Source organism: Streptomyces sp. PA03-1a, from assembly GCF_033792805.1.
Lineage (GTDB): Bacteria > Actinomycetota > Actinomycetes > Streptomycetales > Streptomycetaceae > Actinacidiphila.
This window is the reverse complement of record NZ_JARAVO010000169.1, coordinates 1-21,190: the sequence shown is the minus strand read 5'-3', so window position 1 is coordinate 21,190 and position 21,190 is coordinate 1. Positions and strand designations below refer to the sequence as shown.

General features: G+C 73.0%; 18 protein-coding genes and 3 tRNA genes. 14 read left to right on the top strand and 7 right to left on the bottom strand.

All coding sequences use genetic code 11. The features are described from left to right. Positions 1-156: 156 nt before the first annotated feature. The 4 genes from PV341_RS31040 to PV341_RS31025 all read left to right on the top strand — a co-directional run bounded on the left by PV341_RS31040 (position 157) and on the right by PV341_RS31025 (position 5,280). On the top strand, positions 157-1,419 hold the full coding sequence (locus PV341_RS31040) for an NAD(P)/FAD-dependent oxidoreductase (RefSeq protein ID WP_500332382.1): 1,263 nt from the start codon (positions 157-159) through the stop codon (positions 1,417-1,419). Positions 1,420-1,449: 30 nt separating this feature from the next. Further along, complete coding sequence (locus PV341_RS31035) at positions 1,450-1,905, top strand: GNAT family N-acetyltransferase (protein ID WP_500359569.1); 456 nt, start codon at positions 1,450-1,452, stop codon at positions 1,903-1,905. A gap of 31 nt (positions 1,906-1,936) precedes the next feature. Continuing rightward, a complete protein-coding gene (gene dnaG / locus PV341_RS31030) occupies positions 1,937-3,853 on the top strand; it encodes a DNA primase (protein ID WP_500359568.1) in 1,917 nt (638 codons plus the stop codon). Positions 3,854-3,984: 131 nt separating this feature from the next. After that, positions 3,985-5,280: an RNA polymerase sigma factor gene (locus PV341_RS31025; protein ID WP_499511771.1), complete on the top strand. Its 1,296-nt coding sequence runs from the start codon at positions 3,985-3,987 to the stop codon at positions 5,278-5,280. Positions 5,281-5,340: 60 nt separating this feature from the next. On the opposite strand, the gene PV341_RS31020 is transcribed toward PV341_RS31025, so the two are convergent. The 4 genes from PV341_RS31020 to PV341_RS31005 form a co-directional block, all read right to left on the bottom strand. Next, positions 5,341-7,296, bottom strand: a complete 1,956-nt coding sequence (locus tag PV341_RS31020; protein WP_500322003.1) for an ABC transporter ATP-binding protein — start codon at positions 7,294-7,296, stop codon at positions 5,341-5,343. Further along, positions 7,293-9,041, bottom strand: coding sequence for an ABC transporter ATP-binding protein (locus PV341_RS31015; RefSeq protein WP_500322004.1), 1,749 nt, complete (start codon positions 9,039-9,041; stop codon positions 7,293-7,295). Before PV341_RS31015 ends, PV341_RS31020 begins: the two co-directional genes overlap by 4 nt. A gap of 69 nt (positions 9,042-9,110) precedes the next feature. Further along, positions 9,111-10,565 carry an FGGY family carbohydrate kinase gene (locus PV341_RS31010; protein ID WP_500322005.1) on the bottom strand — a complete coding sequence of 485 codons (1,455 nt, stop codon included), beginning with the start codon at positions 10,563-10,565 and terminating at the stop codon, positions 9,111-9,113. A gap of 81 nt (positions 10,566-10,646) precedes the next feature. Beyond that, positions 10,647-10,946: a YtxH domain-containing protein gene (locus PV341_RS31005; RefSeq protein ID WP_361798890.1), complete on the bottom strand. Its 300-nt coding sequence runs from the start codon at positions 10,944-10,946 to the stop codon at positions 10,647-10,649. Positions 10,947-11,123: 177 nt separating this feature from the next. On the opposite strand from PV341_RS31005, the gene PV341_RS31000 reads away from it, so the two are divergent. The 3 genes from PV341_RS31000 to PV341_RS30990 all read left to right on the top strand — a co-directional run bounded on the left by PV341_RS31000 (position 11,124) and on the right by PV341_RS30990 (position 11,528). Continuing rightward, positions 11,124-11,196, top strand: a tRNA-Asn gene (locus PV341_RS31000). A gap of 14 nt (positions 11,197-11,210) precedes the next feature. Further along, positions 11,211-11,283 (top strand) — tRNA-Asn (locus PV341_RS30995). A 168-nt stretch (positions 11,284-11,451) separates the two neighbouring features. After that, positions 11,452-11,528, top strand: a tRNA-Ile gene (locus tag PV341_RS30990). Between the two features lie 245 nt (positions 11,529-11,773). Here PV341_RS30990 and PV341_RS30985 read toward each other — a convergent pair. Further along, positions 11,774-12,238, bottom strand: coding sequence for a hypothetical protein (locus PV341_RS30985; RefSeq protein ID WP_500359566.1), 465 nt, complete (start codon positions 12,236-12,238; stop codon positions 11,774-11,776). A gap of 170 nt (positions 12,239-12,408) precedes the next feature. After that, positions 12,409-13,653 (bottom strand): glycoside hydrolase family 88 protein, encoded by a 1,245-nt coding sequence (locus PV341_RS30980; RefSeq protein ID WP_500322008.1) that lies wholly within the window; start codon positions 13,651-13,653, stop codon positions 12,409-12,411. Between the two features lie 226 nt (positions 13,654-13,879). Here PV341_RS30980 and PV341_RS30975 point away from each other — a divergent pair, with 226 nt between their 5' ends. The 5 genes from PV341_RS30975 (at position 13,880) to PV341_RS30955 (ending at position 18,272) form a co-directional block, all read left to right on the top strand. Next, entirely contained in the window at positions 13,880-15,193 is a 1,314-nt protein-coding gene (locus PV341_RS30975; protein ID WP_500359565.1) for an alginate lyase family protein, read from the top strand. A 265-nt stretch (positions 15,194-15,458) separates the two neighbouring features. Further along, a complete protein-coding gene (locus PV341_RS30970; RefSeq protein ID WP_500359563.1) occupies positions 15,459-15,839 on the top strand; it encodes a hypothetical protein in 381 nt (126 codons plus the stop codon). 15 nt (positions 15,840-15,854) lie between these two features. Then, positions 15,855-16,766: an NmrA family NAD(P)-binding protein gene (locus PV341_RS30965; RefSeq protein ID WP_500322010.1), complete on the top strand. Its 912-nt coding sequence runs from the start codon at positions 15,855-15,857 to the stop codon at positions 16,764-16,766. A gap of 8 nt (positions 16,767-16,774) precedes the next feature. Continuing rightward, positions 16,775-16,975 carry a hypothetical protein gene (locus tag PV341_RS30960; RefSeq protein WP_500322011.1) on the top strand — a complete coding sequence of 67 codons (201 nt, stop codon included), beginning with the start codon at positions 16,775-16,777 and terminating at the stop codon, positions 16,973-16,975. Between the two features lie 67 nt (positions 16,976-17,042). Next, the gene (locus PV341_RS30955; protein ID WP_500322013.1) at positions 17,043-18,272 is read left to right on the top strand and encodes a cytochrome P450 family protein; all 1,230 of its coding nucleotides are present in this window, start codon (positions 17,043-17,045) and stop codon (positions 18,270-18,272) included. Positions 18,273-18,289: 17 nt separating this feature from the next. On the opposite strand, the gene PV341_RS30950 is transcribed toward PV341_RS30955, so the two are convergent. Continuing rightward, a complete protein-coding gene (locus PV341_RS30950; protein ID WP_500359562.1) occupies positions 18,290-18,949 on the bottom strand; it encodes a YoaK family protein in 660 nt (219 codons plus the stop codon). 126 nt (positions 18,950-19,075) lie between these two features. On the opposite strand from PV341_RS30950, the gene PV341_RS30945 reads away from it, so the two are divergent. Further along, the gene (locus PV341_RS30945; protein ID WP_500322016.1) at positions 19,076-20,077 is read left to right on the top strand and encodes a Dyp-type peroxidase; all 1,002 of its coding nucleotides are present in this window, start codon (positions 19,076-19,078) and stop codon (positions 20,075-20,077) included. Beyond that, positions 20,074-20,874 carry a family 1 encapsulin nanocompartment shell protein gene (locus PV341_RS30940; RefSeq protein WP_500322018.1) on the top strand — a complete coding sequence of 267 codons (801 nt, stop codon included), beginning with the start codon at positions 20,074-20,076 and terminating at the stop codon, positions 20,872-20,874. Before PV341_RS30945 ends, PV341_RS30940 begins: the two co-directional genes overlap by 4 nt. Positions 20,875-21,190 lie beyond the last annotated feature (316 nt).

The window sequence follows — 21,190 nt, the reverse complement described above, 5'->3', positions numbered from 1 at the left end:
CTGCTGGGCGCGCCGCCGCTCCTGCGCCTCGCGCTGCATGACGTACCGGTCGGCGCGGCACTCTTCACGTCGGCCCTGCCGTGCGGGACGCTCACATGACTGGCAATTGCCAGAGGGAGGGCCGCCGGGCACCCGAGGACACCAGGGAGGCGCACAGTGGTGGACGCAGACCACACATTCGTCATCGTCGGGGCGGGGCTCGCCGGGGCGAAAGCGGCGGAGACGCTGCGCTCCGAGGGTTTCACCGGCCGCGTGATACTGATCGGGGACGAACGCGACCACCCCTACGAACGACCCCCGCTCTCCAAGGGCTTCCTGCTGGGCAACGAGGAGCGCGACTCGGTCTTCGTCCATCCCGCCGCCTGGTACGCCGAGCACGACGTCGAACTCCACCTCGGCCAGCCGGTCACCGGCCTGGACCGGACCGGCAAGCGGATCACCCTGGGCGACGGCACCTCCATCCCGTACGACAGGCTGCTGCTGACCACCGGCGCCGAGCCGCGCCGGCTGGACATCCCCGGCACCGACCTGGCCGGGGTGCACCACCTGCGCCGTCTCGCGCACGCCGAGCGACTGAAGAACGTGCTGACCTCGCTCGGCCGCGAGAACGGCCACCTGGTGATCGCCGGAGCGGGCTGGATCGGCCTGGAGGTGGCGGCCGCCGCCCGCGGCTACGGCGTCGAGGTCACGGTCGTCGAGCCGCAGCCGTGCCCGCTGCACTCGGTCCTCGGCCCGGAGCTCGGCGAGGTCTTCGCCGACCTGCACCGCGAGCACGGGGTGCGGTTCCACTTCGGCGCCCGGCTCACCGAGATCACCGGTCAGGACGGCATGGTGATGTCGGTGCTCACCGACGACGGCGAGGAGCACCCCGCCCACCACGTGCTCGCCGCGATCGGCGCCGCCCCGCGCACCGCGCTCGCCGAGGCCGCCGGGCTGGCGCTGGCCGACCGCGCCGCGGGCGGCGGCATCGCCGTGGACGCCTCGCTGCGCACCTCCGACCCGGACGTCTTCGCCGCCGGAGACGTCGCCAACGCCGAACACCCCCTGCTGGGCGGCCGGTTGCGGGTCGAGCACTGGGCGAACGCCCTCAACAGCGGCCCCGTGGCGGCCCGTGCGATGCTCGGCGGGGACGTGGTGTACGACCGGGTCCCGTACTTCTTCACCGACCAGTACGACCTGGGCATGGAGTTCTCCGGGCACGCCGCCCCCGGCACCTACGACCAGGTGCTGGCCCGGGGCGACGTGGGCAAGCGGCAGTTCATCGCCTTCTGGCTGCGCGACGGCAGGGTGCTGGCCGGGATGAACGTCAACGTGTGGGACGTGACCGACACCGTCCAGAAGCTCATCCGCTCCGGCCGCCAGGTCGACACCGACGCGCTGGCCGACCCCACGGTGCCCCTGGCCTCCCTCCTGGAGTGAGCCCGGGGGCGGTCACCTAGCATGACTGTCATGGAGCCCAGGACCGCCGTCGTACCCGTCGAGGAGATCTTCGAACTGCGCTGGAGGGTGCTGCGGCCCGGGCTCCCGCGGAAGTCGGCGATCTTCCTGGAGGACGGTCATCCGCTCGCCTTCCACATGGCGGCCTACGGCGACGGCGGCGACGGCGGCGACGAGGTCGTGGCGTGCGTCACGCTCTTCCCGGAGCAGCTGCCCGGCGACGGCGCGATCGCGTACCGCATCCGCGGCATGGCCAGCGCCCCGGAGGTCCGCGGCCGCGGCTACGGCGCTGCGCTGCTGCACGCCGCGCTGGAGCAGGCCCGGCAGCGCGGGGCCGAGCTGGTGTGGTGCAACGGCCGTACCTCGGCGCGCGGCTTCTGGGAGGGGCAGGGCTTCATGGCGGTGGGGGAGGAGTTCGTGCTGGAGCCGGCCGGGCCGCACTTCCTCTTCGTCGCCAAGCTGGTCTGACCTTCCTCGGGCCGCGCCGTAGAATCCTTCCGTGGCTGGGCGGATCAGGGACGAGGACGTCAAGGCGGTACGGGACGCGGTCCCGATCGACGCCGTCGTGTCCGAGTACCTGCAGCTCAGGAACGCGGGCGGCGGCAACCTGAAGGGCCTGTGCCCCTTCCACGACGAGAAGTCGCCCTCCTTCCACGTGAGCCCGAGCAAGGGGCTCTACCACTGCTTCGGCTGCCAGGAGGGCGGCGACACCCTCGACTTCGTGATGAAGGTCGACCACCTGTCCTTCTCGGAGGCGGTCGAGCGGCTCGCCGCCGTGGCGGGCATCACGCTGCGGTACGAGGAGGGCGGCTACACCCCGGGCCGGCAGCAGGGCGAGCGGATCCGGCTGGTCGAGGCGCACAAGGCGGCCGCGCAGTTCTACGTCGAGCAGCTGGGCGGGGCCGAGGCCGAGATCGGCCGGAAGTTCCTCACCGAGCGGGGCTTCGACCAGGCCGCCGCCGAGCACTTCGGCGTCGGCTACGCCCCGGCGGGCTGGGACCACCTCGTCCGCTTCCTGCGCGGCAAGGGCTTCACCGACCGCGAGCTGATCGTCTCCGGACTCGCCAGCGAGAGCCGCCGCGGCGGTGCCATCGACCGCTTCCGCGGCCGGTTGATCTGGCCGATCCGCGACATCACCGGCGAGGTGATCGGCTTCGGCGCGCGCAAGCTGCGCGAGGACGACCAGGGCCCGAAGTACCTCAACACCCCCGAGACGCCGATCTACAAGAAGTCCCAGGTCCTGTACGGCATCGACCTGGCGAAGAAGGAGATCGCCCGCACCAGCCGGGCCGTGGTCGTCGAGGGCTACACCGACGTCATGGCGTGCCACCTCGCGGGCGTCACCACCGCCATCGCGACCTGCGGCACCGCCTTCGGCGGCGATCACATCAAGATCCTCCGCCGGCTGCTGATGGACAACTCGGGCGCCGAGGTCGTCTTCACCTTCGACGGCGACGAGGCCGGCCAGAAGGCCGCCCTGCGCGCCTTCGAGGACGACCAGAAGTTCGCCGCCGAGACCTCCATCGCCATCACCCCCGGCGGCATGGACCCCTGCGACCTGCGCCTCGCCGAGGGCGACGCCGCCGTGCAGCGGCTGGTGGACACCCGTACCCCGCTGTTCGCCTTCGCCCTGACGTCGGTCGTCGCCCGCTACAACCTCGACACCGCCGAGGGCCGGGCCTCCGCGCTGGAAGCGGGCGCGCCCATCGTCGCGGGCATCAAGAACGCGTCCATCCAGCACGAGTACGCGGTGCAGCTGGCCGGCATGCTCGGCATCCTCGACTCGCAGTTCGTGGTGCGCCGCGTCTCCCAGCTCGCCCGCTGGCAGCGCGAACGCCGCCAGTCCGGCGGCGCCGCCCAGCCGGGCCGGGGCGCCGCGGCGCGCCCCGACGCGGCCCCGGGCCCCGCCGCGCCGGCCGGTCCGCGCGGGCCGCGGCTGGACATGCGCAGCCCCGCCCACCGGGTCGAGCGCGAACTGCTCAAGCTCGCCCTCCAGCACCCGGAACTGGTCTCCCCGGCCTTCGACGCCTACGGCGAGGACGAGTTCACCGCACCGCCGTACGCCGCCGTGCGCCGCGCCATCGCCGAGGCGGGCGGTGCCGAGGCCGCCGACGCCGAGTTCCTCGTCCGGGTCCGCGACGTGGCACCGGACGACACCGTGCGCTCGCTGGTGACCGAACTCGCCGTCGAGCCGGTCCAGCACAAGGCGCCGGACGTCTACGCCGGCAAGATCCTCGTCGACGTACGCCGTCAGGCGGTCGCCCGCCGCATCGCCCAGCTCAACGCCGACCACACCCGGCTGAGCGCCCAGGGCCCGCGCGCCGACGAGGCCCAGCTCGCCGCCGTCCAGGGCGAGCTGTGGGCGCTCCAGCAGTACGGCCAGCGCCTGCGCGAACAGGGCGTCGCGGCCCTCTGAGCCGGGCGCCGACGGCCGTCCCGCCCGGGAACGGACGGGGACGCGGGCGTGACGAGGGGGTTGCCCTCCGTCACAAAAAAGCGGCGCACGACCCTCGTGGGCATGGTGTGCCGTAGGCCACACTGGGGGCGGTGCAAGAGTCCTCGGAGCGCGGACTGCCGAGCGGTGTCGATGGTGACGCCACCGGAGTGCCGCTGACGGCGAACTCCCGGACGGGCCGTGGCGAGGACGCCGCGACCGTTCCGTCGCGGCGCGTCTCCGAGTCCGTGGCTGCGCTCACCGTGGAGGTCTCTCCCGTGCACATCCAGACACTGACGCCCCTGACGGCCCCGGCCGACGACCTGCTGGAGCGCGTGCCGGAGCAGAACCACGCGGCCGTGCACCCCGAGGAACCGGCCGGCGGACCCGACGAGGCGCAGGCGCAGGCGCGTGCGGAGGCCGCGGCGGAGACGGGGTCCGACCCCGAGTCCGATGCCGACCCGGGCCCCGTACGGCGGTCCGGCGACGAGGTCTCCGGCCCGTCCGCGGACCTGTTCCGCCAGTACCTGCGCGAGATCGGCCGGATACCCCTGCTCACCGCCGAGGAGGAGGTCGAACTCGCCCGCCGGGTCGAGGCCGGCCTCTTCGCCGAGGAGAAGCTGAACGGCACTCCGGACCCCGACTCCCGGCTCGCCGTCGACCTCGACCGGCTGGTCGTGCTCGGCCGGATGGCCAAGCGCCGTCTGATCGAGGCCAACCTGCGCCTGGTCGTCTCCGTCGCCAAGCGGTACGTGGGCCGCGGCCTGACCATGCTCGACCTGGTCCAGGAGGGCAACCTCGGGCTGATCCGCGCCGTGGAGAAGTTCGACTACGCCCGCGGCTACAAGTTCTCCACCTACGCGACCTGGTGGATCCGCCAGGCCATGAGCCGGGCCCTGGCCGACCAGGCCCGCACCATCCGGGTCCCGGTCCACGTCGTGGAGCTGATCAACCGCGTCGTGCGCGTCCAGCGCCGCCTGCTGCAGGAACGTGGCTACGAGCCCTCCACCGAAGAGGTCGGCGCCCACCTGGAGATCCCCCCGGAGCGGGTGAGCGAGGTGCTGCGCCTGGCGCAGGAGCCGGTGAGCCTGCACGCCCCGGTCGGCGAGGAGGAGGACGTCGCCCTCGGTGACCTCATCGAGGACGGCGACGCCACCTCGCCCGTGGAGTCCGCCGCCTTCCTGCTGCTGCGCGAGCACCTGGAGGCGGTGCTGTCCACCCTCGGCGAGCGCGAGCGCAAGGTCGTCCAGCTGCGGTACGGCCTGGCCGACGGGCGCCCGCGCACCCTGGAGGAGATCGGCCGGATCTTCGGCGTCACCCGCGAGCGCATCCGGCAGATCGAGTCCAAGACCCTCAACAAGCTGCGCGACCACGCCTTCGCCGACCAGTTGCGCGGCTACCTGGACTGAGCACGCACGAGCCCCCGCCGGCCGGGCCGGCGGGGGCTCGCGTCGCGGCCTCGCGGCCGGTCAGTCGACCTCCGCCACCGCCTGCGCGAACTGCGCCGCGTACAGCCGGGCGTAGGCGCCGTCCTTGGTCAGCAGCTCCTCGTGGGTGCCCTGTTCGACGATGGCGCCGCTCTCCATCACCAAGATGACGTCCGCGTCGCGGATCGTGGACAGCCGGTGCGCGATGACGAAGCTGGTCCGCCCGTGGCTGAGCTGCGCCATGGCCCGCTGGATCAGCACCTCGGTACGGGTGTCGACCGAGCTGGTGGCCTCGTCGAGGACGAGGATCACCGGGTCGGACAGGAACGCCCGCGCGATGGTGATCAGCTGCTTCTCGCCGGCGCTGACGCCCGTGCCCTCGTCGTCGATGACGGTGTCGTACCCGTCCGGGAGGGTGCGGACGAAGCGGTCCGCGTGCGCGGCGCGCGCGGCCTCCTCGACCTGCTCGCGGGTCGCGCCCTCGGTGCCGTACGCGATGTTCTCCGCGATCGTGCCGCCGAACAGCCACGTGTCCTGCAGCACCATGCCGATGCCGGAGCGCAGTTCCTCCCGCGGCAGGGACGCGATGTCGGTGCCGTCGACGGTGATCCGCCCGCCGGTGACCTCGTAGAAGCGCATGAGCAGGTTGACCAGCGTGGTCTTGCCCGCGCCGGTCGGGCCGACGATGGCGACCGTGTGGCCCGGTTCGACGGTCAGCGACAGGTCCTCGATGAGCGGCTTCTCCGGCTCGTAGCGGAACGCCACGTCCTCGAAGCGGACCTCGCCGTGCTGCTCCTTGCGCAGCCCGAGCGTCTTCGGCTCGGGGCTCTGCTCCTGGGCGTCGAGCAGCTCGAAGACCCGCTCGGCGGAGGCGACCCCGGACTGCACCAGGTTGGACATGCTCGCCACCTGGGTCAGCGGCTGGCTGAACTGCCGGCTGTACTGGATGAAGGCCTGGACGTCGCCGATGGACAGCGCGCCGCTGGCCACCCGCAGCCCGCCCACGACGGCCACCAGGATGTAGTTGACGTTGCCGATGAACATCATCGCGGGCTGGATGACGCCCGAGATGAACTGCGCCCGGAAGCCCGACTGGTAGAGCGCCTCGTTCTGCTCGCGGAAGGCCTCCGCGGACTCCTCCTGGCGGCCGAAGACCTTCACCAGGGTGTGCCCGGTGTACATCTCCTCGATGTGGGCGTTGAGCTTGCCGGTGGTCCGCCACTGCTGCACGAACTGCGGCTGGGCCCGCTTGCCGACCGCCGTGGCGACGAACACCGACAGCGGCACGGTCACCAGCGCCACCAGCGCCAGCAGCCAGGAGATCGAGAACATCATCACCAGCACGCCCACGATCGACAGCAGCGCGAAGATGATCTGCCCCATCGTCTGCTGCAGCGTCTGGCCGATGTTGTCGATGTCGTTGGTGGCCCGGCTCAGCACCTCGCCGCGCGGCTGCCGGTCGAAGTACGACAGGGGCAGCCGGGCCAGCTTCGCCTCGACGTCCTGGCGCAGCCGGAACACGGTGCGCTGGATGACCGTCGTGGCCAGCCGGCCCTGGACGACCGCGAAGACCGCGGCGGCCGCGTAGATCGCGAGGGCGGTCAGCAGCACGTGGCCCACGGCGTCGAAGTCGATCCCGGCGCCCGGGGTGAAGTCGGCGGACTGCAGCAGGTCGGCGAGGGTGTTGCTGCCCTCCTGCCGCAGGTGCTCGATCGCCCCGGCCTTGTCGGTGCCCGCGGGCAGCGAACGGCCGAGGACCCCGGCGAAGATCAGGTCGGTGGCCTTGCCCAGGATCCTCGGGCCGATGACGTTGAGGGCGACGCCCAGCGTCGTGCAGGCCAGCATGGCGACGACCAGGGTGCGCTCGGGGCGCATCAGCCCCAGCAGCCGCTTGCCGGAGCCCTTGAAGTCCATGGACCGCTCGGTGGGCTGGCCGCCCATGAACCGCATCGGCCCCGCCGTGGGTGCGGGCCCCCTCCGGGGCGCGGGGACGCTCATGCCGCCTCCTGCTCGGTGAGCTGGGAGAGCACGATCTCCCGGTACGTGGGATTGCCGTCCATCAGTTCGTGGTGGGTGCCCGTGCCGACCACACGGCCCTCGTCGAGGACCACGATCCGGTCGGCGTCGCGGATGGTGCTGACCCGCTGCGCGACGATCACGACGGTCGCGTCCGCCGTCTCCCGGGCCAGCGCCCGGCGCAGCGCGGCGTCGGTGGCGTAGTCCAGCGCGGAGAAGGAGTCGTCGAAGAGGTAGACGGTGGGCTTGCGCACCAGGGCCCGCGCGATGGCGAGGCGCTGGCGCTGGCCGCCGGAGACGTTGGTGCCGCCCTGGGCGATCGGGGCGTCGAGTCCGGAGCCGCCGCCCTCCTGCGCGAGCCGCTCCACGAAGTCCCGGGCCTGCGCGATCTCCAGGGCGTGCCAGAGCTCCTCGTCGGTGGCCTCGGGGTTGCCGTAGCGCAGGTTGGAGGCGACCGTCCCGGTGAACAGGTACGGCTTCTGCGGGACCAGGGCGACCGTCTCGGCCAGGTGCGCCGCGTCCAGTTCGCGGACGTCGGTGCCGTCGATCAGCACCTGGCCGCCGGTGGCGTCGAACAGCCGCGGCACCAGACCCAGCAGGGTCGTCTTGCCGCTGCCGGTGGAGCCGATCACCGCCGTGGTCTCACCGGGCCGGGCGACCAGGTCGATGCCGCGCAGCACCTCGGCCTCGGCGCCCGGGTACGCGAAGTCCGCGGCGCGCAGCTCCAGCTCGCCGCGCCGTACCGCGAGCCGCACCGGATCGGCGGGCGGGGTGACGCTCGGGTCGGTGCCCAGCACCTCCTCGATGCGCTCGGCGCAGACCTCGGCACGCGGCACCATCATCACCATGAAGGTGGCCATCATGATCGACATGAGGATCTGCATCAGGTAGCTGATGAAGGCGGTGAGCGCGCCGATCTGCATGCCGCCGCTGTCGATCCGGTGGGCGCCGAACCACAGCACGGCCACGCTGGTGACGTTCACGACGGCCATCGCGACCGGGAACATCAGCGTCATCATCCGCCCGGCGCGCAGCGCGACGTCCGTCAGGTCGTCGTTGGCCTTGCGGAAGCGGGCCTGCTCGAAGTCGTCCTTGACGAACGCGCGGATGACCCGGATGCCGGTGATCTGCTCCCGCAGCACCCGGTTCACCGTGTCGAGCCGTTCCTGCATGGAGCGGAAGAGCGGACGCAGCTTCCGCACCAGCAGCAGCACCAGCACGCCCAGCACCGGCACCACCGCCAGCAGCAGCGAGGACAGCGGCACGTCCTGGCCGAGCGCCATGATGATGCCGCCGAAGCACATGATCGGTGCCGAGACCATCAGCGTGAAGGTCATCAGCACCAGCATCTGCACCTGCTGGACGTCATTGGTGGTCCGGGTGATCAGCGAGGGGGCGCCGAACTGCCCGACCTCGCGGGAGGAGAAGCGCTGCACCCGGTCGAAGACGGAGGCGCGGATGTCCCGGCCGACCGCCATCGAGGTGCGGGCGCCGTGGTAGACGGCGCCCACCGAGCAGGCGAGCTGGACGAGGGTCACGGCGAGCATGATGGCGCCGACCCGGAGGATGTAGCCCGTGTCCCCCTTGACGACGCCGTCGTCGATGATGTCGGCGTTGAGAGTGGGCAGGTAGAGCATGGCGAGGGTCGCCACGAGCTGCAGTACGACGAGCACGGAGACGGCACGCCTGTAGGGCAGGAGATGGGACCGCAGAAGACGGATCAGCACGACGGATGACCCTATAGTCCGATGGTTGCCGTAGGCACACGATTTACCGGCTCATGGCCGACACCGGGATCAACCCGGGAACGCCCCCGGATGCGTCTGCTCACGCACCGCGACGTACTGCTGCCGCACCGAGTGCCCGATCGGCCCGTCGTCCGGGCCCGGTTCGGCCACGGCGTAGTCCGCGGGGTGCCAGTACGGAGGCTGCTCCGGCGAGGCCGTGCCGTTCACCACCCCCAGTGACCAGGCCGCCTGCCGGGCCGCGCCCAGCGCCGCGTACTCGCCCGGCGGCGGCACGACGACCTGCGCGCCCAGCAGTGCCGGGGCCATCGACCGTACGGCGGGGAGGTCACCCGCCGGGCCCAGCAGGAAGATCCGGCGCACCTCCACCCCGCGCGCCCGCAGCACGTCCAGCGCGTCCGCCAGCCCGCACAACATCCCCTCGAACGCCGCCCGCGCCAGGTGCTCCGGCTTCATGCTCTCGCGCCGCAGCCCGTGCAGCGTCCCCGCGGTGTGCGGCAGGTCAGGTGTGCGCTCGCCCTCCAGGTACGGCAGCAGCACCAGGCCGTACGAACCCGGGGTGGAGCGCATCGCCAGCTCCGACAGCCCGGCCAGGTCGGTGCCGAGGAGCTCGGCGGTGCCGCGCAGCACCCGTACGGCGTTGCGGGTGTGGACGACCGGCAGATGGCGGCCGGTCGCGTCGGCGAAGGAGGTGATCAGGCCGGTCGGGTCGCTCAGCGCGTGGTGGTGCACCGCGAAGACCGTCCCCGCCGCGCCCAGCGACACCACCGCGTCCCCCGGGCCGACGCCCAGTCCGAGGGCGGCCGCCATGTTGTCCCCGGTACCGGCCGAGATCAGCAGCCCCTCCGGGGTCCGGCCGGCCGGCTCGGCGGGGGCCAGCACGTCGGGCAGCTGCACCGGATGGCCGAGCGCCAGCTCCACGATGTCCGTGCGCCACTGTCCGGTCGCCGCCGACCAGTAGCCCGTGCCCGAGGCGTCGCCCCGGTCCGTCGTGCGCCGCCGGGGGCGGCCCATGAGCTGCCACACCAGCCAATCGTGCGGCAGCAGCACCTGCGCGGTGCGCTGCGCCGAGGCGGGTTCGTGCCGGGCCAGCCAGCGCAGCTTGGCCACCGGGTACGCGGCCTGCGGCACCGCCCCGACCGCCTCGGCCCAGGCGCCGGGACCGCCCAGCTCCTCGGTCAGGTCGGCGGCCTGGATCTGCGCCCGCTTGTCGTTCCAGAGCAGTGCGGGCCGCACGAGCGCCCCACCGGCGTCCAGCGCCAGCATCCCGTGCTGCTGTCCGGAGACCCCGATGGCCTCCACGCCCTCGAGCATCCCGCCCTTGGCGGCCTCGCCCAGCGACAGCAGCCAGGCCTCGGGGTCGATCTCGGTCGGCGTCCCGGCGCCCTCGCCGCCCGGCAGGGGGTGCGGGGCGTGCGTCTGCCGGAGCACGGCTCCGTTTTCGGTGTCGCACACGACGACCGTCGTGCCACTGCCCGAGCTGTCGATCCCCGCCACAATCCCCATGCGGGCATCATGCCGCACCCGGCGCGTACGGCGGAAAACCGGGCACCTTCACCCGCATCCGCCCGCGCCGGACCGGCGTCGTCAGGTGTTGCTGGTGCCCCAGTCGTCCTCGACCGCCGAGCCGTTGCCGCGCACGCGGCGCAGCCGCTCCGCGACCGCCGGCGGCAGCCGGTCCCCGACCTTGGCGGTCACCGCGTCCACGGCCTTCACGGCCGCCCCGCGGCCCGCCTGGCCCGCGGACTCCACGGTGTTCCGCACCGCCGGGTTCTGCGCGATGCGCTGGGCGCTCTTGCGCAGCTGCTCGTACCGGTCGCGGCCGGCCCGCGCCCCGAGCACGTACCCGACGGCGACCCCGCTGATGAACGTCAGCCGGTAGCGCATGGCTCCACCCTCTCCTCGTCTCGGGGCTGTGCTTCGCGCCTACCCGTCGTGGCCTGCGGACAACCACGGAGATACCGGTTGGCGGAGCACCCCCCACCTTGCGCTAATGTATGTGTCGCAGCGAGCGCACGCCGTCCGGGATGCCGGAAACGGGTGCATTCGGTGCAAGCGGAGCGATCCCCTGTAGCTCAATTGGCAGAGCAGCCGGCTGTTAACCGGCAGGTTACTGGTTCGAGTCCAGTCGGGGGAGCTCGCGCTCCTCTATCCCCTGTAGCTCAATTGGCAGAGCAGCCGGCTGTTAACCGGCAGGTTACTGGTTCGAGTCCAGTCGGGGGAGCAGCGGTCAAGGACCCCCGTGGGGGTCCTTTTTCGTGTCCCCGGGAACCGATCATCCGGTGATCGCAGTCCACCAGGTGGTGCGTCTGTGACCCGCGAGGGCGACAGATCGTATGAGCAGCTATGCTGCGGCAGACGGCGTGCACGGGATGGTGACGGCACGCCGTACGGGGCGGTAGCTCAGCCGGTTAGAGCAGCGGACTCATAATCCGTCGGTCGTGGGTTCGAGTCCCACCCGCCCCACCAAGGGCCGTGGGCCCGCAGGTTCAGGACCTGCAGCGGGATAACGAACGAAGCCCCTCCGGGTCACCCGGAGGGGCTTCACTGATCGTTGGCCGGTCCGTCGAAGGGCTCGGCGACGGCCCGGATGCGGGGTGGGCGGAAGGCCGCGCGCCCGGCCGTACGGCTGTGCGGGACGCGCCCCCGGTACGCCCATTCGCTGAGGCGCACCGTCGGCGGGGACGGGCGGGTGCGGGATGCGGGTCCCGTCGTCACCCAGCCGCGTACGCTTTGCGGCACTCCTCGGCTGCCGTGAAGTACGCGTCGCGGAAGTCGCTTTGGAGGTCAGGTGGCAAGTACTCGAACGTGACCTCGCCCTGCACGATCACCGCCATCGTGTGGGAGGCCGCCGCGAGCGGGGTCCATGCCGTGTCGAGGTTTTCGGCGTGCGAAGCCTTGTTGGCGGTGGCGCTCGCCTCTGCCGCTGCGGTGTCCACGTGCACCGGCACGGTGGGGTCGGGGCCCGGCAGGTGGGCGTCCTGGCCGAAGCCCCATGATCGGCAGACGGACTGTGCTTCGGCCAGGGCTGTGGCTCTCTGCCCGGTGACGCCGTCACCGCTGGTGCACCCGGCGAGGGTGAGGGCTGTCGTTGCGGCGGCGCAGACGGCCAGTGCTGCACGCAGCCCTGATCGGCTGCGCGCGTGCGGCGCGAGGTCTGAGCTCTCGTTGGCGGCCATTCCGGCCCTCCCCGTGTGAGTGGCCTGCGCATCCTACGCGTCCGCGGAAGCGCCGTGGACGGAACGGTGACCGGGGCGCCGGGCCCGCACGGCTGCCCAACTGCCCTGGTGCGCGGTCGCGTTCGCCGGGGAGGGGCCGCGCGGGGAATCCGGCGCCGTCGGACGGCACGTCACACCGTGGACAGGTCGATCGCCCGGTCGGCGTCCGCGGGGCGCAGGACGCGGAGGATGCCCTCCAGGAGGTAGTAGTCGGCGTAGGGGACGGAGACCTCGACGCCGTCCTCGGCGGGGCGGTTGCGGGTGCAGCGGGCGACGACGGCCTGGGCGCGGGTGGAGCGGGTGGTCAGGCAGGTGCGGGACAGGGCGAGGAGCAGCTGCAGGGCGCTCTCGCGGTAGCGGGCCGTGCCGGTGGCTGCGGCGAGGTCGAGCAGGCCGCAGGCCATGACCGCGCCGGCCGAGGCGTCCTTGACGTCGTTCGGCTGCTGCGGGGCGAGGTAGTCCCAGACGGGGACGTGATCGGGCGTCAGCGCGCCGAGCGCGAAGTCCGCGAGCCTGCGGGCCGTGGCGAGGAACTCCGGGTGGCCGGTGCGGCGGAACATCGTGGTGAAGCCGTAGACGCCCCAGGCCTGGCCGCGGGACCAGCAGGAGGCGGGGCTGTAGCCCTGCACGGTGTTGGGCCCGACGGGGGCGCCGGTGGCCGGGTCGAAGTCGAAGACGTGCGGCGTGGAGCCGTCGGGCCGCAGGAAGTGGCGCTGGGTGGTCCGCGCGTGCGCGACGGCGATGTCGAGGTAGGCCGGGTCCCCGGTCTGCCGGCCGGCGAAGGCCAGGAGGTCGAGGTTCATCATCGTGTCCATGATCACCCGGCCCGCGTTGTCGGCGCTGCCGAGAGCGCCCCAGGCCCGGATGAAGCGGCCTGCCGAGTTGTACCGCCTGATCAGGGAGGACGCCGCCTGCAGGGCGCCGTCGCGCCACTTGGGGTCGCCGGTCAGGCGCCAGGCGGTCACCCAGGACGGGGAGAAGAGGAAACCGAGGTCGTGCGTGCCGGTGTCGGTGCGCCGGGGCGCCAGCCGTTCCGCGGCGGCGAGGGCCAGGGAGCGGAACTGCGGGTCGCCGCTGTGCAGCCACGCCATCCACAGCGTGCCGGGCCAGAACCCGCCGACCCAGTCGCCGTCGGCGGAGTAGGTCCACTTTTCGAACTTCGTGATGACGGGGAACGAGGTCACCCCGGGTGCCACCGCGCGCAGCTTCGCCACCGCGTAGTCCGCCGCCTCCCGCAACGTGCGGGTGGTCGCGGCCGGGTCGTCGGCGTACGCGGTGTGCGCGGGGGGTGCGGCCTGTGCCGGGGGAGCGAGCGCGGTGGTCGCCGCGGCGGCGCCGGCGGCGGTGGTCAGCAGATGGCGCCGGGAGATGCCCATGGGTGCCTGCCATTCGGAGTGGGGGGTCGCGAGGAGGCCAGGGTCAGCCTGGCATGCCTATGACAGTGCTGTACACCTACGTGGCGCGGGTTCTTGTACGTGAACGAACGTCGTCGAGGGTGGCTGGAGGGGCGCTCTTGACGCCCTGTCGACACCGGCCTAGGTTCCGGTGGCGCGTTCACGGAGATGTGTTCCGTTCATATAGAGAGACAGAGGGAGAAGAGACATGCGCACCCCTTGGGGCCACTCCCGGCGCCGCCGCGCAGGCGTCGTCGCCGTCCTCGCGGCCCTCCTCGTCCCGCTGGCCTCCGCCGCCCCGGCCGCGGCCCGGCCGGACGGGCGCCACGGCACGGCCGGCGGGCCCACCACGGCACCGCGGACGGTCGTCCTCGACGGGAAGGACCTGGTACGGGCGAAGGCCCGGCTGCGCGCCGGCGATCCGCGGGCCCGCCGCGCCCTGCGGGACCTCGCCGTCCAGGCCGACGCCTGGCTGGGGCAGGGCCCCTGGACGGTCGTGGACAAGGACCGCGTCCCGCCCAGCGGTGACCTGAACGACTACTTCAGCCAGGCCCCCTACTGGTGGCCCGGCGCGCCCAGGACCCCGGACAACCCCCAGGGCTGCCCGTACGTGCAACGCGACGGGGAGCGCAACCCCGAGGTCGACGGGCTCACCGACCACGACGAGCGGGGCAAGGTCTTCGAGTCGGCCTACGAGCTCTCCCTCGCCTGGTACTACACCGGAAGGCACGCCTACGCCGAGCACGCCGCCCGCATCCTGCGCACGTGGTTCGTCGACCCGGCGACACGGATGAACCCGAACCTGGGCAACGCGCAGGCCATCCCCTGCCGTTACGACGGGCGTGCCATCGGCATCATCGACTTCTCCCAGGGCTTCACCAGCCTCCTGGACGCCACCGCCGTCCTCGATCTGGGCGCACCCGGCTGGTCGGCGCGGGACCGTGACGGCATGCGGACCTGGGAGAACAGCTTCCTCGACTGGCTGGTGGACAGCGACTTCGGCAGGCAGGAGGGCGCCGCCGCCAACAACCACGGCACCTTCCACCACATGCAGGTCGCCGCGCTCGCCGCCGCCACCGGCCGCACCGCGCTCGCCCGGCGGACCGTCACCGCCGCCCGGGCCGGGCTGATCGACCCTCAGATCACCGCCGACGGCAGCCAGCCGCAGGAGCTGGCGCGCACCCGCAGCTGGCACTACTCCACCTTCAACCTGGTGGCTTTCACCCGGCTCGCCGCCGTCGGCGACCACGTGGGCGTCGACCTGTGGCGCCACACGGGCCCGGGCGGCGCGTCACTGCGGCGGGCCGTCGACTTCCTGCTGCCGGCCGCCACCGGTGCCGGGCCGTGGCCCCACCCCGAGCTGGACTTCCACGCCTACGCCGCCTCCGACCTCGTCCACGCCGCCGCCGACCACGGCGACCGGCGGGCGCGCGCCGCGCTCGCGGACCTGGAGGCGCCCCCGGGCGGCGACCTGTGGGCGCTCCGGCCCGCACCGGAGCAACTGGACGGCATCACGGGCTGAACGGGGACGGCCGGGGCCCCGGTTCCCTCCGGATGCGCCATCCGGGTGACTGTGATGTGCTGGACCTGTCGATGACGGCCCGGCACCGCGATCCGGGTGCCACGGGCCCCGGCCATCCCGCCCCTCCCCAGGGGGCCGGTGATCCGCGCTCCCTCGCAGGCACCGTCGTGTGCCCGGTGCCTCGGGAGCGCCGGCACCGAACCGGCACCGACCGCACCGACCGATCCGGCCACCTGATCCGACCAGCTGATCCGAGGTGGAGTCCATGGCTCTCGCGAAGAAGCTCGCCGCAGGAACGATCGCCGCGCTCGCGACGGGGGCCCTGGTCCTCGGCGGCACCGGTACGGCGGTCGCCGACGACGGCTGCCACGCCGGGAGCGGGCAGGACGGTTCCGTCTCGCACTGCGCGCCGGGCGACTCGGGATGGTCCGCGGCGGACGTCCAGGAGGCGCTGCAGTCCTTCCTGCAGGCCCATCCGGACATCGCCGCCGACCCCCATGTGCAGGCCTTCGCCGCCCTCGCCACGCAGTGGCTGGAGGCGCATCCCGGCATGACGCAGGACCAGTTGGCGGCGGCGCTGGAGCCGGTCGTCTCCTGCCTGGAGGCGGGCGGCGCACCGGAGTCCTGCGTGATGTCGCCGTCCTGACGGAAGGGCCGGACGATGCCGGACAGCCCGATGATCCTCGTGACCGGCGCCGCCGGGAGCGTGGGGGCGGTCGGGCACAGGACCGTCGAATTGCTGAGGGAACGCGGCTTCCCCGTCCGCGCCTTCGTCCACCGCGAGGACGAGCGGGCGGTGCAACTGCGGGACACCGGGGCAGAGGTGTTCGCCGGCGACCTGACCAGGACCGCGGACGTCGCGCGGGCCGCCGAGGGCTGCGGCCGGATGTACTTCGGGATGGGCGTGTCGGTGCAGTACCTGCAGGCCGCCGCGACGACGGCGGCCGTGGCCCGCGCGCACGGCGGGCTCGACGTGCTGGTCAACATGTCGCAGATGACGGTGTCCCAGATGAACCTCACCAGCACGTCCGAGTCGAAGCAGCAGTGGCAGCAGTGGCTTGCGGAGCAGGTCATGGACTGGTCGGGGGTGCCGGTCTGCCACATCCGGCCGACGGTCTTCATGGAGAACCCGCTCTTCCTCGGCCTCGGTTTCCGCTCGGTCGCCCGGGACGGCACGATCCGCCTGCCCTTCGGCGACGCGCGGACCTCGCCCGTCGCGGCCCGTGACGTCGCCGAGGTGGTCACGGCGGTGCTGGCCGACCCGGCGTCGCACGTCGGCCGGGTCCACGAGCTGACCGGGGCCGGGTCCCGGGACATGACGGCGATCGCCGACGAGTTCACCGAGGTGCTGGGGCGGAAGGTCGATTACGTCGACGTGCCATACGACGAGTGGGCCGGGGAACTGGACGCCCTGGGGCTCCCCGAGCACGTACGGCAGCACATCGCCACCATGGCCCGCCTCCACGCGGCGAACCGGTACGACCGCGCGACCGACGACGTCAGGGAGATCCTGGGCAGACCGGCCTCCGGCATACGCGAGTTGGTCGAGGAGCACCCGGAGGTGTTCGGCTGACGCCGCCGGTGGACCGCGTCGTCGGTGCTCCGTCAGCGGTCCGCGCAACAGGGCGCCGGGTTGGCCACCTCGAACGGGGCCGGACGCCCGCCCACGCCCGCACCGGGCTGGCCCCCGCGGTGAAGGCGCTCGCCATGGCGGGCGTCGTCCTCGCGGCCGCGATCGCCTACCTCGTGGCAGTCGCCCTCCTCTCGGCGGCGCTCGGTTAGGGCCTGCCGAGGCGGCCACTGCGGGCGAGGGGCCGGAGCGCCACGCTGCGGCTCTTAGGGTGGGGGCATGGCCTCCTCGACCCCGCCGAACGCCGCTCCGGACGCAACACCGCCCGGGCAGGCTCCCGTTGACCCCGCCGAGCTGATCGCCGACCCCTACGGGGCGTACGGCAGGCTCCGCGAGGCCGGTCCCGTCCACCGCGTCACCGGTACCGACGGGCGTCCCGCCTGGGTGGTCACCCGGTACGAGGACGTGCGTCAGGCGCTCGGCGACCCGCTGCTGTCCCTGGACAAGCGCAACGCCCTGCCCGGCAACTACTCGGGGTTCGCGCTGCCGCCCGCCCTCGACGCCAACCTGCTGAACATGGACCCGCCGGACCACACCCGCATCCGGCGCCTGGTGTCGCAGGCCTTCACCCCGCGCCGTGTCGCGGACCTGCGCGAGCCGGTCCGCCGTACGGCCGCCGAACTGCTGGACGCCGTGGCCCCCGACGGCCGCGCCGACCTGATCGGCGCCTATGCCGCGCCACTGCCGATCCGCGTCATCTGCGACCTGCTCGGCGTCGCCCCCGGCGACCGCCGCGACTTCCGGGGCTGGACGGACGCCCTGGTCGCCCCGGACCCGTCGCGGCCCTCCGCGGCGAAGGAGGCGGTCGCCGCCATGCTCGCGTACTTCGGGCAGCTCATCGCGCGCAAGCGCGCCCACCCCGAGGACGACCTGCTCTCCGCGATGATCGCCGCCCGTGACGACGGCGACCGGCTCAGCGAGGACGAGCTGATGTCGCTGACCTTCCTCGTCCTGTTCGCCGGGTACGAAAACACCGTGCAGCTCATCGGCAACGCCGTCCTGGCGCTGCTGACGCACCCCGGGCAACTGGCCGCCCTGCGGGCCGAGCCGGGCGGGGCCGCGGCGGCGGTCGAGGAGCTGACCCGCTGGGACGGGCCGGCGCCGCTGGCCATCCGGCGCTTCCCGCTGGAGGACGTCACCATCGGCGGCGTGACGGTCCCCGCCGGCGAGACGGTGCTGCTGTCGCTGGCCGCGGCCAACCGCGACCCCGCCCGCTTCCCCGAGCCCGACCGGCTCGACCTCGGCCGCGCCGACACCGCGCACCTCGGCCTCGGGCACGGCATCCACTACTGCCTCGGCGCTCCGCTGGCCCGGCTGGAGACCGGGATCGCGCTCACCGAGCTGCTGGCCCGCTTCCCGGGGCTCGCCCTGGACGCGGACCCCGCGCAGCTGCGGTGGCGCCCGTCGATGCGCACCCGCGGCCTGGTGGCCCTCCCGGTCCGTTTCTGACGGCGGTACAGGACGGGTCACCGGCGGGCGGCGACGGTCGCCGCCACGGCCACCGCCAGCGCGCACCCGGTGGCCGCGCCCAGGGCGGCGGGCGGTGTCACCAGGAGCACCAGGAGGCCCCCGGCCAGGGCGCCGGCCACCAGGGCGGCGACGCTCAGTGCCTGGCGTAGGGCCATCCGCCGGTCGTGCGCGGTGGCACCGGTGCCGCTGAGCAGCCCGACCAGGGTGCGGGTCATCACGGTCGTGGTCAGGCCCGCAACGCCGACGCGTCCGGCCATCGCGTTCTGGATGCCCATCGCCACCGCGCAGACCACCACCAGCACGCGCCGCGGCCCGTCCAGCGCATGCAGGGCCGTGGCCGAGGCCAGCAGCGCGGTCTCGCACACCGCGGCCACGCCCACCAGCGCGATCGGGCGGGTCAGCCGGGCCAGAGCCGCCCGGCAGAAGAGGATGCCCACGGCGAAGCCGCCGAGGGCCACCAGCGAGGTGACGACGGAGAACTGGGGCGCCCCGGCCAGGCCGAGGCTGACGAAGACCAGGTTGCCCGTCATGTTCGCCACGAAGACATGGCCCAGGCTGAGGATGCTCACGGCGTCGACCAGCCCGCTGAGCACGGTGAGGACGAGCAGCAGCACGGTCAGCAGGCGCTGCCGGTCCCCTTCCGGGCCACCGCTCATGTCCAGCCGCCTTCCACAGGGGTTCGCCGCCGCTCCTGGTCAGGATGCACCGGGCCGGGCCCCGGAGCAGACTTGTGCGTGTCCCGCCCCGACCCGGGCGCGCCCCCGAACCGAAGGAGCGTGGTGATGGCGGAACCGCTGCCGCAGCCGGTGCTCAGCCCTCTCACCACGTCCGCGATCTTCCTGGTCGTGACGGTCGACCCCGGCGGGGAGACCACCGTCCGCGATCTGCTGGAGGACCTGTCCGGGCTGCAGCGCTCGGTCGGCTTCGGCACCCCGGACGGGCGGCTGAGCTGTGTCGCCGGGGTGGGGTCGAACGTGTGGGGCCGCCTCTTCGGCGGGCCGCGCCCCGCCGGACTGCACCCCTTCGCCGAGCTGACCGGGCCCCGCCACCAGGCGCCCGCCACCCCGGGCGACCTGCTCTTCCACATCCGGGCCACCCGGCTGGACCTGTGCTTCGCCCTGGCCTCGCTGGTCATGGACCGGCTGCGCGGCCATGTCACGGTCCGTGACGAGGTGCACGGCTTCAAGTACCTCGACGTCCGCGACCTGCTGGGGTTCGTCGACGGCACGGAGAACCCGGTGGGCCCCGAGGCGACCGAGGCGGTCCTGACCGGCGACGAGGACCCGGACTTCCGTTGCGGCAGCTACGTGATCGTGCAGAAGTACGTCCACGACCTCGACGCCTGGAACGCCCTGCCCGTGGAGGCGCAGGAGCGGGTGATCGGCCGCAGCAAGCTGGGCAACATCGAGATGGACGACGACGTCAAGCCCGCCGACTCCCACGTCGCCCTGACCACGATCGTCGAAGCGGACGGCACCGAGCGGCAGATCCTCCGCGACAACATGCCCTTCGGCCGGGTGGGCTCCGCCGAGTTCGGGACGTACTTCATCGGCTACGCGCGGACGCCCGAGGTCACCGAGCGGATGCTGCGCAACATGTTCCTCGGCGACGGGCAGGCGAGCCACGACCGGATCCTGGACTTCTCCCGGGCCGTGACCGGCACGCTGTTCTTCGTGCCCTCCGCCGACTTCCTGGACGACCTTCCCGATCCGCCCGCCGTCGCGGCCGCCCCGGCCGCGAAGTCGCTGGGGATCGGCGACCTGAGGAAGACCGTCACGTCATGAACAACCTGCACCGGGAACTCGCCCCGATCTCCGAAGCCGCCTGGGACGACCTGGAGGAGGAGGCGCGGCGCACCTTCAAGCGCCATGTCGCCGCCCGCCGCATCGTCGACGTGCCCGAGGCCGCCGGCCCCGAGTTCGCCGGGGTGAACACCGGCCACCTCGACCCGGTCGAGGCGCCCCACGAGGACGTCCTCGCCCGGGTGCGCCGCGCGCAGCCGGTCGTCGAGCTGCGCGTGCCCTTCACGGTCGCCCGCAGCGAGGTCGACATCGTCGAGCGCGGTGCCCAGGACGCGGACTGGCAGCCCGTGAAGGACGCCGCCCGGCGCATCGCGTTCACCGAGGACCGGGCGGTCTTCGAGGGGTACGCGGCGGCCGGCATCGCCGGCATCCGCGCGAGCGCCTCGAACCCGCCGCTGAGCCTCCCCGCGGACGTGCGCGACTACCCCAACGCCGTCAGCCAGGCCATCTCGGCGCTCCGCCTCGCCGGCGTCGGCGGCCCGTACACGCTCGCGCTGAGCGCCGACGCGTACACCGCCGTCAACGAGACCTCCCACTACGGCTACCCGATCCACGCCCACCTGGCCCGGCTCCTCGACGGGGAGATCGTGTGGGCGCCCGCCATCGACGGGGCGTTCCTGCTCTCCACCCGCGGCGGCGACTTCGAGCTGCGCATCGGCCAGGACGTGTCCATCGGCTACCTGTCGCACGACGACACCAGCGTGCGGCTGTACTTCCAGGAGACCCTCACCTTCCTGGTGCACACGGCGGAGGCGGCGGTCGCGCTCACGGCCGCGTGACGGATGACGGATGACGGATGACGGGTGACGGGCGCCCGGTACGGGTATTCGCCCGTTATGACCGGAAAACACAGGAAGACATCGCTCTGGCCGCACCGTTCCGAGGTCAGGACCGGCGGGCCCGCCCGCCACGCCGCCTCGGCGGGCGGGCCCGCCGGTCCTGACCTCGGAACGGTGCGGCCAGAGCGATGTCTTCCTGTGTTTTCCGGTCATAACGGGCGAAACACCGTCCCGGGCCCCCGTCACCCGTCATCCCTCATCCGTCATCCCGCCCGCGGCCCGGCGCGCACCCCACCCCCCCCCCCGATGCCCCCCG